Source organism: Anaerococcus groningensis (assembly GCF_046365465.1).
Classification (GTDB): Bacteria; Bacillota; Clostridia; order Tissierellales; family Peptoniphilaceae; genus Anaerococcus; species Anaerococcus groningensis.
On record NZ_JBGMEG010000003.1, the window covers coordinates 137,557 to 148,744 of the forward strand.

Sequence of the window (11,188 nt, forward strand, 5' to 3'; positions counted from 1 at the left end):
AACTCTACTTGGTAAAACCTAGTAGAGTTTTTTAAATCTAAACTTTCTTAGAAAAATTTTTATCCTTATTAATATTTAAAATTAAAGAGCCAAGTATTACTAATATAAGACCTATAAGTAGGTTAACAGTAAAGGTTTCTCTTAGAATAAATACAGAGAGAATAGAACCAAATATAGGAATAAATAATTTATACATGCCCATTTCTCCTGCTGCATGGTGCTTTAAAACTATGTTCCAAATTACATAGGCTGTTGCAGAAATGAAGGCCCCATAAATAAGTAAAATAATTGCAAGTGGTGTAAAAATCAATGTATTAGTATTCATAATAAGGCCAATAATAATTAATGGAATAGATCCTAGGATAAACTGTACAGAAGTTACAAAAAATTCATTTTGGCTGGCTCCATATTTCCTTACATAAACTGCAGAAAGAGCGTTAAAACTTGTCGCTATTAAAATAAAACCTTCGCCCATAAGGGTAAAACCACTCCTAAAATTAGTAAGCCCACCATTTACAACAACTATACCCAAGGTTCCAAGCAAAATTGCAAGAATGGTTCTACTATTTATTTTTTCACTTGGTAGCATAATGGCTGATAAAATAACTACTATAAATGAATTCATGGCTTGTATAATAGATGCCTTAATGCCAGCAGTATTGCTCATACCTATATAATAAATCATATATTGAATAAATGTTTGGATGAGAGAAAGAACAATTATATATTTCCAGTCTATACTCTCTTTTTCCACCTTTTTCTTATTAATGGTCTTGTAATAAATAAAGGCCAAAACTCCTGCTAGAAAAAACCTAATACCAGCTATTAAAATCTGAGCGCCAGTATCCGTTCCTGTAACATCGAGAATCCTATAAGTCGTTTTTATAGTTGGAACTGCAGATCCCCACAAAAACATAGCAAAAAGCGTAAATATAATTGCAGTATTCTTATCTTTTAAATTTACTTTCATTCATTCTCCTTAAAGTATAAAACTAGAAATTAGTAGATAGACACCCCCACTAGCAAGCATAATCTTTATAGGGTCAGTTTTAAGTTTAAACATAGCAAGAAGGCTAAGGGCAAAAATACCAACCATTAGATAGTCAAGATTTGCAAAAGCAATAGTATCACTTGTAAAAAATGCCGTCCTTAAAATCTGTATACCAGCTATTAAAATCATAGAGACAATGGCTGGCCTTAGAAAATATAGGACATTGGTCATGGCATCTAAGTTTTTATATTTTTTATAAAAATAAGAAATTGTACCAACAATAATTGCAGATGGCAAAACGCACCCTAAGGTTGCAGCCAAAGCCCCAGGTAAACCTGCCAGACGGGTGCCAACAAAGGTTGCAGAATTTATCGCAATAGGTCCTGGGGTCATTTGAGATATGGTAATCAAATCATTAAACTCACTTAAAGATAGCCAATTATTTAAATCCACCACTTCTTCTTGGATGATTGGAAGAGCTGCGTAACCTCCACCAAAGGAGAATAGGCCGATTTTCAAAAAACTTATAAATAATTTAATCAGCATGGCTACCTCTTTTCACAAATGTATAAATCATTCCAATTACAATTAAAGATAAGATAATATAAATCACATTTATATCAAAGAAAAATCCTAGAACAAAGCTTATAACCATTATAAAAGGAATAATTGGAGCCTTCTTTTTTAATAAATCTCTTGCCATATCAATTACAACTTTTATAATTAAAGCACCCACCCCAGCCTGCATACCCTTTAAAAATAAGGCTATATACTGGTTGGTAATAAAGGCCTCATAGGCCATAGAAATTAATGAGATAATAATTAGTGGCGGGATAATGGTTCCCAAAATTGCTACAAGCATACCAGCAAGTCCTAAAGTTTCATAACCTACAACAACAGCAGCATTTACCGCAACTGCACCTGGTGCTGATTGAGCAATGGCTGTCATATCTAACATTTCATCCTTATCTATCCATCCTAATTTTTCTACAAAGGTTTCTTTCATTAAAGATAAAATTACATAGCCCCCGCCAAAGGTAAAGGCTGATAGGTAAAGAGTTGATTTAAACAAATCCCACAAGTTTTTTTCTTTTTGCATCCATTCCTCATTTCTGTTTATCTAGATAATATTCTACCACAACTCCCCAGCAATTAGAGAATAAAAATATCCCCAAATTCTAGTCATTTGGGGATAGAGCTTATTTAATTATATTAATTAAAATATTTGCTAGTTATTTTTTCTGCTATCTTTTCAGGTGTAAAGCCAAATTCTGCTGTAACTTCATCACCTTTACCTGATAAACCAAATGTATCTATGCCGATATTTAGTCCGTCTGTTCCAGTCCATTCTGCCCAGCCAAATGTAGATCCCATTTCAAGAGAAATTCTATTTGTAACTTCTTTTGGTAAAACTTCCTCTTTGTAAGCTTCATCTTGCTCTTTAAATAATTCCATAGATGGCATAGAGACTACACGGATATTTTTTCCGTTTTCTGCTAATAATTTTTTAGCTTCTAGGGCAAGTTCTACTTCTGATCCTGTTGCAATAATAATAGCATCTGGACTTCCTTCACTATCAGAAATTACATAAGCACCCTTATTGATGTCTGTAATATTTTCTGTTTCAGCAAGGTTTCCAACATTTTGACGAGTAAGGGCCATCACAACTGGCTTTTCTTTTGATTCTAGGGCAAGTTTCCAAGCAAGTCTTATTTCATTTGCATCAGCTGGTCTTAGCATAATAGTATCTGGAATTGATCTAATCATTGCTAATTGTTCGATTGGTTCATGGGTTGGACCATCTTCACCAACTGCTATAGAATCGTGGGTCATTACATATGTTAAAGGTAATTTTGATAAGGCAGATAATCTAATAGCTGGTTTTAAGTAGTCTGTAAATACAAAAAATGTTGAAACATGGTGCCAAGTTCCGCCGTGGGCCATGATACCATTTCCTATTGCAGCCATAGCAAATTCACGTACCCCGTACCAAACATTGCGTCCTTCTGGTGTTCTATCTGTAAAGGCTACAGTATCTTTGATATTTGTTTTATTTGATGAGAATAAGTCTGCAGATCCGCCCCAGAAGTTTGGATTAATCTTTGCTAAATCTTGGATGATTTCTCCATTTGATGCACGGGTTGCTATTGCCTTATCATCTGCCGTGTATTTTTTAACTTCATCAATAAAGTTTTCTGGTAACTTGCGATTAATACCTGCCATTAGGTTTTTGTAATCTTCTGGATACTTTTGCTCGTATGTTTTTAGAAGCTCATCCCATTTTTGATTTTCTTCTTCACCAGTTTTTATAATACCATCAGCAAAGGTTTGGTAAACATCATCTGGGATATTAAAGTCATCTTCAGTCCATTCGTAGATTTCTTTAGCTTTTTTAAATTCTTCTGCTCCGATTGGCGCTCCGTGAACTTTGTTTGTACCTTGGTTAGTTGATCCGTATCCTATAATTGTTTTTACTTCAATAAGGGTTGGGCCATGGAAATTACCCTTGGCGTGGGTGATAGCTTCATAAATTTGATCAAGATTTCTGCCATCTTCTACCTTTAAGTAGTTCCAATTTAGTGATTCTGCACGTTTTTTTATATCTTCAGAGAAAGTAGTATTTGTAGATCCATCTAAGCAAATATCATTTGAATCATAAAGCACAATTAATTTTGAAAGATTTAAATGACCAGCAAGACTCATTGCTTCATATGAAATACCTTCCATAAGGTCACCATCACCACAAAGTACATAAGTATAATGGTCGATAACTTGCGCATCATCTTTGTTATAGATAGCAGCCAAATGTTTTTCTGCCATCGCAATACCCACTGCTTGGGCAAAACCTTGACCAAGTGGCCCAGTAGTTACCTCTACTCCATCAATGTGTCCACGCTCTGGGTGGCCTGCTGTCTTGGCATTTAATTGTCTAAAGTCTTTTAAATCATCAATACTTACATCATAGCCTGCTAAGTGTAAAAGTGAATAAAGCATAGAAGAGCCATGACCTGCTGATAAAATAAATCTATCACGGTTAAACCAGTTAGAGTTTTTAGGATTTGCCTTTAAAAATTTGTTCCATAAAACATAAGCCATAGGAGCAGCCCCCATAGGAAGCCCTGGGTGCCCACTATTAGCCGCCTCTATTTGGGCAAGAGATAGGGCACGAATAGCACTAATTGCACGATCATCATTTTTGTTAAACATAATTTCTCCTTTTTAGTTTTAAAAAAAATCTCTTGATTATATTATAACATCAAGAGATTTTTAATAGCAATTAAATCGACCAATCAAAAATGGGGAGGGTCCTTTGACCCACCCTGTTTATTATTTATTTCTAGATTCAAAATCATCCCAGTCTTTTACAAAAGCTTCTATACCAGCAGTTGTAAGTGGGTGTGTCCACAATTTTTCAAATAGTGAACCAGGAATAGTTGCAATGTGTGCACCAGCTAAAGCTGCTTTTTCAAGATGATTGATGTGTCTGATACTTGCAGCAATTATCTCTGATTCGTAACCGTAAATATCAATTACATCACGAAGTTCAGCTATTAATTGCGCTCCATCTTCACCCATGTCATCCACTCTACCCATAAATGGTGAGATGAAAGTAGCACCAGCTTTCATAGCCATGATTCCTTGGGAAACAGAGAATATCAATGTACAGTTAGTTTTTATTCCCTCTTTATTTAAAGTGTGTATGGCTTTTAGCCCATCTTCCGTCATAGGAATTTTCACAACAACATTATCCGCCCATTTAGCAAGGTCACGAGCTTGCTCTACCATGCCTTCATAATCATAGCTAGTTACCTCAGCAGAAACAGGACCATCAATTAACTCAGTAATTTCAGAAATAACTTCCTTAAAATCACGACCTTCTTTATTGATTAAAGATGGGTTAGTGGTAACCCCATCAACAAGACCAAGGTCATTAATTCTTTTAATTTCTTCAATATTTGCAGTGTCTAAGAAAAATTTCATCATCAAACTCCTTTTAAAAGATTCTAAGCCTATTATACCATGATAGAGTTTAATAAGAAAACGTAATTAGTTGTATAATTTTATTATATATTGATACAAATTAAGGATATCCCATATGTAAAAAAATATAAATGAGTATAGTATAAGGTAAAAAAGAGGTTTTATGAAACGTTTTGATAAATTTGATTCTAGAGTTACTATTGCTCTGCTAGCTACTATTTTTATTGGTATTTCTATTGGTATTATGCGTGTTATTGCTTTTGGAGTGGATCCTTTTACTTCATCTATTATTGGCATTTCTAATTCTTCTAAGATAGACTTTAGATATATCTATCCTATTGTAAATGCTGTTATTCTAATACTAATATTTTTCTTAAATAGACCTATGATTGGTATGGGAACTTTGATAAATCTTTTGGTAATTGGCCCTGTCACTGATTATAGTCAGATGTTTATCAATAATTTATATACCAATCCAAGCCTTCTTAAAAGCATAGGACTTTTAATTTTTGCCAATCTTTTGATGGCCTTTAATGTCTCCCTATATGCCAATGTAGATATCGGGGTTTCGGCTTATGATTCTTTGTTTATTACTATAAATAAAAAAAATCCTAAACTTAGCCTAGGACTTTCTCGTATTATTACCGATGGCGTTTCAATTTTGATGGGATATCTGGGCAAGGCTCCCCTAGGGCTTGGTACTGTTATAAATTTACTTTTGATGGGTCCTTTGGTTGAATTTTTTACTAAAACTTCTACTAAAAAAATCCTAAATATGTTTAATATTAGCCTGCCCTTGGCATAAAAAATCGCCCTTTTTAGGGCGTTTTTTTTTATCCAAATACTTTTTCTCCATTTAAGTAGGTGGATTTTAAATCTAAAGATTGGTCTAAGACTATAAAGTCTGCATCATAACCGATCTTTAATTTTCCACACACATCATCTATACCTACCGATTTTGCTGGTACTAGGCTTGCCATTTGGATTGCTTCAAAAACATCCGCTATTTCCCAATCGACAACATTTTTTACTGCATCTTTTAATTTTAAAATGGATCCTGCTAGGTTGCCACCTTCTTTTAGTCTAGCTGTTCCATTTGCTACTATTACATCAAATTCTCCTAGTTTATAATCACCATCTGCCATACCACCTGCTGACATGCAATCTGTAATTAGGGCAATTTTATCGCGACCCTTTGCATTCATTAAAATATTTGCACTGGCTGGATTTACATGGTAACCATCGCAAATTAATTCGCTAATGGCATCTGAATTCATAGCTGCTCCGACCATGCCAGGATTTCTGTGATGAAGTCCACTCATGCCATTAAAAGTGTGGACAAATATATTTGCTCCCTCATCTACTGCAGCTATGGCATCTTCATAGCTTGCATCAGAGTGGCCAAGGGCTACTGCAACGCCCATGGCATTTGCCTTATGAATAAAATCTGCTACTCCTTCGCGCTCTGGAGCTATGGCAATTTTATTTACTAAACCATTTGATAAGTCTTTCCATTTTTTTAATTTTTCTATATCTGGGTCTGACATATACTTTTCATTTTGAGCACCCTTATATTTTTCTGTGAAAAATGGGCCTTCTAGAAATATCCCACGTACTTTTGCCCCACTTACATCCTTATATTCTTCACCGACTACTCGGCATGCTTCATTTAATTTTTCTGTAGAATCTGTAAGGGTTGTTGGCAAAAAGCTTGTAACTCCCGTTTCTAAAAGACCTTTTGAAATAATTTCTAGGGCACCTTTTTTGGCATTCATGATATCTACTCCATGGTAACCATGAATGTGGGTGTCTACTAAACCTGGAGCAATTATTTCTCCCAAATCTTCATATTCTTCTGGTTCATCTTTGGAAAATGATTTGATTTTACCATTTTCTACTTCCATATAATAATTTTCTAAAACTTTATCTTCTAAAATAATATAATTTGCTTTATAAAACATATTCGCTCCTTTTCTAGTATTTTACCCATTGACAATGGGTATTATAAGTCTAGGAGTTAAAAAATGAAATTAATACTAGCAGTTGATGAAAATTGGGGTATAGGTAAAGATAATAAGATGCTTTTTCATATAAAAAAAGATTTAAAGCACTTTAAGGATACTACCTATGGAAAGATTGTGATAATGGGTAGAAATACCTATGAGTCAATAGGACAGGCTTTACCAGGTAGGAAAAATATTGTTTTAACAAGAAATCTAGATTACGAGGCTAAAAATGCAAAAGTTTTTAATAATCCAGATGATGTTTTAGAATATATCAAAGATAGCAAAAAGGAAGTTTTTGTAATAGGTGGAGCAGAAATAGTAGATATATTTTTGCCATATATAGATGAAGCCATTATTACAAAAATAAAGGCAAAAAAAGATGCCGATACCTACTTGCATAACTTTGACCAAGACAAAGATTTTAAACTGGTAAGTGAATCTCAAAACTACGAAGAAAATGGTATACATTTTTCTTATGTAACTTATAGGAGGAAATAATGAGTAAAACAGAAATTTTTGTAAGTAATAAATGTCCACATTGCCAAAGAGTTTTTAAAGACTATGAGGCAAATCCAGAAAATTATGAAGGTATAGAAATAATTAATATATCTGAAAGTTTATTAGATTTAAAAAGACTTTTAAAATACCGTGATAATTTAGATGGCTACAAGGAAGTAAGAGAAGAATCTAGAATCGGTATCCCATCAAGAGTTGTTGATGGTGAAAAGGTGGATTTCTTAGAAGAACTAAAAAAATAGAAAAAAACAAAGGGCTGGTAGTTTTGCTACCGGCCCTTTTTATGGGATTTATCGGGAATTTAAGTTTTATTAGTTAACTAATTCTAGTGGTGAGTCAATTTGTTCGTCTACTGTTTCACCTTTTAGGTATTTAATAGCAGTTTCTATGGCAAGTTTACCCATTTCTTTTGGTTGTTGGGCAACTGTTGCTGACATGGATCCTTCTTCTACTGCACTTATTGCATCATCGTTTCCATCAAAACCAACTACTACTATATCTTTACCAGAAGCTTTAATTGCTTCACTAGCGCCTAGAGCCATTTCATCATTTTGGCAGAAAACTGCTTTTACATCTGGATGAGCTTGAAGTAGATTTTCCATAACACTCATACCCTCTGCTCTGTCAAAGTTTGCTGTTTGGCTAGCTACTAGGTTAACTTTCCCATTTGTTGCTTCACTAAAGCCTTCTCCCCTTTCACGGGTAGAGCTTGCTCCAGGTATTCCTTCTAGTTGGATAACTTCTGCATTTTCTCCAACTTTTTCTAGGATATATTCTCCAGCCATCTTACCGCCTTCAATGTTGTTACTTGCTATAAAGCTTACTATATCTCCTGAATCTGTTCCCCTATCGACACAGATAACTGGAATATTTGCTTCATTTGCTTTTTCTACAGATGGTGCAATGGCTGTTGAGTCAACTGGATTTATTATTATTAAATCAACTCCTTGTGTAATTAGATCTTCTACTTGGTTACTTTGAGCTGAAGAATCGTTTTGTGCATCTGAAACTATTGTTTCTGTTTCAGAACCAGCACCTTCTTCTATACCTTCTCTAATAGATACAAAAAATGGGTTGTTTAGTGTTGAAAGTGATACACCTATCTTAAGATTACCCTCTGTTTTTGGTGCTTGGGCTGTATCACTTGTTTCTGTTTTTGTATCTGTGTTAGCATTATTATCTTCTCCCTCTAAAGAACAGCCTGTAAAGGCAAATAAGGCTAGAAAAGCTACTGATAAATATCTTTTAATTGTCTTCATATTACCCTCCTATTTGTTTCTCTTTCTGTCAATTAGAACTGCAATTAATATTACAATCCCTTTTACTATTTGTTGATAAAAGCTTGAAACTCCCAATAAATTAAGTCCGTTATTAAGCACTCCCAAAATCAAAATACCGATTAGGGTTCCTGTAAGTGATCCACTACCACCAGTCATACTTGTACCACCAAGGACAACTGCAGCTATAGCATCCATTTCGTAAGCTGCTCCTGCTGTTGGCTGAGCAGAATTTAATCTAGATGTTAAAACTAAACCTGATAAGACCGCCATAAGGGATGATATAACATAAACCCAAATCTTAACCTTATCTATATTAATACCTGAAATAAAACTTGCCTTTTCATTGCCCCCTACTGCATATATTTTGCGGCCTAGGGATGTTTTATTTAGGATAATCCATAGGCATAAAAAGGCTAGGATAAATAATATTACTTGAAAAGGGATGCCGAAAAATTGACCCTTACCTAAAAACTTAAAGGCAAAGTTATCCTTTGGTCCAGCTATAGGACGACCGTCGGTGTAAACTAGGGTAAGGCCCCTAAAAATTGTCATGGTAGCAAGCGTTACTATAAATGGAGCTAGCTTTCCCTTTGTAATTAAGATTCCATTTATTAAACCTAAAATTAAACCAAGACCTACAGCTACTAATATTGCAAGACCTGTGTTCATTCCATTTTGTAAAAGTCCTGCAAAAATTGCAGATGTAAGAGCTAATGTTGATCCAACTGATAGGTCAATGCCTCCAGTTAGGATTACAAAGGTCATACCTAGGGCAATAAATCCATTTATTATTAATTGCCTCATAAGGTTCATCAGGTTATTTGCCTGTAAAAATGTAGGATTTAGTATGCTTACAAAAACCATAAGGATAATTAAGGCTAATATCGTACCCAAATTCTGATTTTCTTTCATTTTTGTTTTAAAATTGCTCATAGCTTTCCTCCTGTAGCAAGAGTCATTACTTTTTCTTGGTCGGCTTCTTCTCTTAAAAGCTCTCCATTTACTTTTCCTTCATGAATTACGTATATACGATCAGAAAGAGATAATAATTCAGGAAGATCGCTTGATATTAGGATTACTGATACTCCCTTATGGGTTAATTGTTTTATCAAATCATATATTTCTCTTTTGGCACCCACATCTACACCCTTGGTAGGTTCATCTAAAATTAGAATCTCAGGACCTATGGCATACCATTTGGCAAAAACAACTTTTTGCTGGTTACCTCCTGATAAATCAAGTACCTTGCTTTCACTAGATTGGGTTTTGACTCTAAAAGAATCTACTAGGGAATTTGATAAGTCTCTTTCTTTTTTCTTATCTATAAAGGACTTATTAGTAAATTGGTTAAAGTTTAAAAGTGATATATTTTCTCTTATAGACTCATCAAGAACTAGGCCTTCTTCTTGCCTATTTTCTGTTACAAAGCCAATTTTATTTTTAATAGCATCAGTTGGTTTATTTATTTCTACCTTTTTGCCGTCGATATAGATTTCTCCGCTATCTTTTGGGTCAAGTCCAAAAAGGGATCTCATTATCTCTGTTCTACCTGCCCCCATAAGACCAGCTACACCCAAAACTTCACCTTTTTTGGCATTTATATTTACATTATCAAAATATCCATCCCTAGAAAAGTTTTTAAGTTCAATTTTGACATCAGAAACTTTAGCATCCATTTCTGGGTAAAAATCACCTATATCCCTCCCAACCATGTGAGAAACCACTTCTTTTTCGTTGGTAGCAAACGTGTCCATAACAGCAACTGATTTTCCATCACGCATGACTGTTATCTTATCAGTTAGAGAAAATATTTCCTCCATACGGTGGGATATGTAAATCATAGATACATTATCATCTCTAAGTTTTTTGATAAGTAAGAATAACTTATCTATTTCATTGTTAGTTAGGGCACTTGTTGGTTCATCTAAGATTAGTACATTTACCTTATTTAAATTTGCCTTAGCTATTTCCATCATCTGTCTTTGGCCAACAGATAATTTTGCAACCTTAGTATCTGGATCTATGTCTAGGTCAAATTTTTCAAGAAGTTCTATACATTTTTTGCGCATGGACTTTCTATCTAAAAATAGGCCCTTACTTAGCTCGTTATTCATAAAAATATTATCCATAACACTTAGCTCTGGCCAGTCACTTAGTTCTTGGTGGATAAAGCTTATACCATAATCTTTGGCGATATTGGTATCGGTAATATTTACTTTTTTGCCATCGATAATAATTTTTCCGGCATCTTCATTTAAAACACCAGATAAAATATTCATAAGTGTTGACTTCCCAGCTCCATTTTCACCAACTAGGGCGTGGATTTCTCCCTCACCCAAATTGAAATCTACACCCTTTAGCACATCATTTTTGCCAAAAGATTTGTAGATATCTTTCATTTGAATAATCATATA

Annotated in this window: 12 protein-coding genes; 3 read left to right on the forward strand and 9 right to left on the reverse strand. The window is 34.3% G+C overall.

Annotated features, from left to right (window positions below; translation table 11 throughout):
- Window positions 1–37: 37 nt before the first annotated feature.
- The 5 genes from AB9Q04_RS02265 to fsa all read right to left on the reverse strand — a co-directional run bounded on the left by AB9Q04_RS02265 (window position 38) and on the right by fsa (window position 4,972).
- Complete coding sequence (locus AB9Q04_RS02265; protein ID WP_410023759.1) at window positions 38–970, reverse strand: DMT family transporter; 933 nt, start codon at window positions 968–970, stop codon at window positions 38–40.
- 9 nt (window positions 971–979) lie between these two features.
- Window positions 980–1,537, reverse strand: coding sequence for a chromate transporter (locus AB9Q04_RS02270; protein ID WP_410023760.1), 558 nt, complete (start codon window positions 1,535–1,537; stop codon window positions 980–982).
- Entirely contained in the window at window positions 1,527–2,090 is a 564-nt protein-coding gene (locus tag AB9Q04_RS02275) for a chromate transporter (RefSeq protein WP_410023761.1), read from the reverse strand. Before AB9Q04_RS02275 ends, AB9Q04_RS02270 begins: the two co-directional genes overlap by 11 nt.
- 113 nt (window positions 2,091–2,203) lie before the next feature.
- Window positions 2,204–4,198: a transketolase gene (gene tkt / locus AB9Q04_RS02280; RefSeq protein WP_410023762.1), complete on the reverse strand. Its 1,995-nt coding sequence runs from the start codon at window positions 4,196–4,198 to the stop codon at window positions 2,204–2,206.
- Window positions 4,199–4,318: 120 nt separating this feature from the next.
- Complete coding sequence (fsa, locus tag AB9Q04_RS02285) at window positions 4,319–4,972, reverse strand: fructose-6-phosphate aldolase (protein WP_410023763.1); 654 nt, start codon at window positions 4,970–4,972, stop codon at window positions 4,319–4,321.
- A 163-nt stretch (window positions 4,973–5,135) separates the two neighbouring features.
- On the opposite strand from fsa, the gene AB9Q04_RS02290 reads away from it, so the two are divergent.
- A complete protein-coding gene (locus tag AB9Q04_RS02290) occupies window positions 5,136–5,777 on the forward strand; it encodes a YczE/YyaS/YitT family protein (RefSeq protein ID WP_410023764.1) in 642 nt (213 codons plus the stop codon).
- Window positions 5,778–5,805: 28 nt separating this feature from the next.
- Here AB9Q04_RS02290 and nagA read toward each other — a convergent pair whose 3' ends face one another.
- The gene (gene nagA / locus AB9Q04_RS02295; protein ID WP_410023765.1) at window positions 5,806–6,933 is read right to left on the reverse strand and encodes an N-acetylglucosamine-6-phosphate deacetylase; all 1,128 of its coding nucleotides are present in this window, start codon (window positions 6,931–6,933) and stop codon (window positions 5,806–5,808) included.
- Window positions 6,934–6,996: 63 nt separating this feature from the next.
- Here nagA and AB9Q04_RS02300 point away from each other — a divergent pair, with 63 nt between their 5' ends.
- Together AB9Q04_RS02300 and AB9Q04_RS02305 are read left to right on the forward strand one after the other, a co-directional pair.
- On the forward strand, window positions 6,997–7,476 hold the full coding sequence (locus AB9Q04_RS02300; protein ID WP_410023766.1) for a dihydrofolate reductase: 480 nt from the start codon (window positions 6,997–6,999) through the stop codon (window positions 7,474–7,476).
- Window positions 7,476–7,736 carry a hypothetical protein gene (locus tag AB9Q04_RS02305; RefSeq protein ID WP_410023767.1) on the forward strand — a complete coding sequence of 87 codons (261 nt, stop codon included), beginning with the start codon at window positions 7,476–7,478 and terminating at the stop codon, window positions 7,734–7,736. The genes AB9Q04_RS02300 and AB9Q04_RS02305 overlap by 1 nt, the downstream gene beginning before the upstream one ends.
- Window positions 7,737–7,805: 69 nt before the next feature.
- Here AB9Q04_RS02305 and AB9Q04_RS02310 read toward each other — a convergent pair whose 3' ends face one another.
- Genes AB9Q04_RS02310 through AB9Q04_RS02320 form a run of 3 tightly spaced genes read right to left on the reverse strand, consistent with a single transcriptional unit; the run spans window position 7,806 to window position 11,185 of the window.
- A complete protein-coding gene (locus tag AB9Q04_RS02310; RefSeq protein ID WP_410023768.1) occupies window positions 7,806–8,753 on the reverse strand; it encodes a D-ribose ABC transporter substrate-binding protein in 948 nt (315 codons plus the stop codon).
- 9 nt (window positions 8,754–8,762) lie between these two features.
- A complete protein-coding gene (locus AB9Q04_RS02315) occupies window positions 8,763–9,707 on the reverse strand; it encodes an ABC transporter permease (RefSeq protein WP_410023769.1) in 945 nt (314 codons plus the stop codon).
- Window positions 9,704–11,185 (reverse strand): sugar ABC transporter ATP-binding protein, encoded by a 1,482-nt coding sequence (locus AB9Q04_RS02320; RefSeq protein ID WP_410023770.1) that lies wholly within the window; start codon window positions 11,183–11,185, stop codon window positions 9,704–9,706. Before AB9Q04_RS02320 ends, AB9Q04_RS02315 begins: the two co-directional genes overlap by 4 nt.
- Window positions 11,186–11,188: the final 3 nt, after the last annotated feature.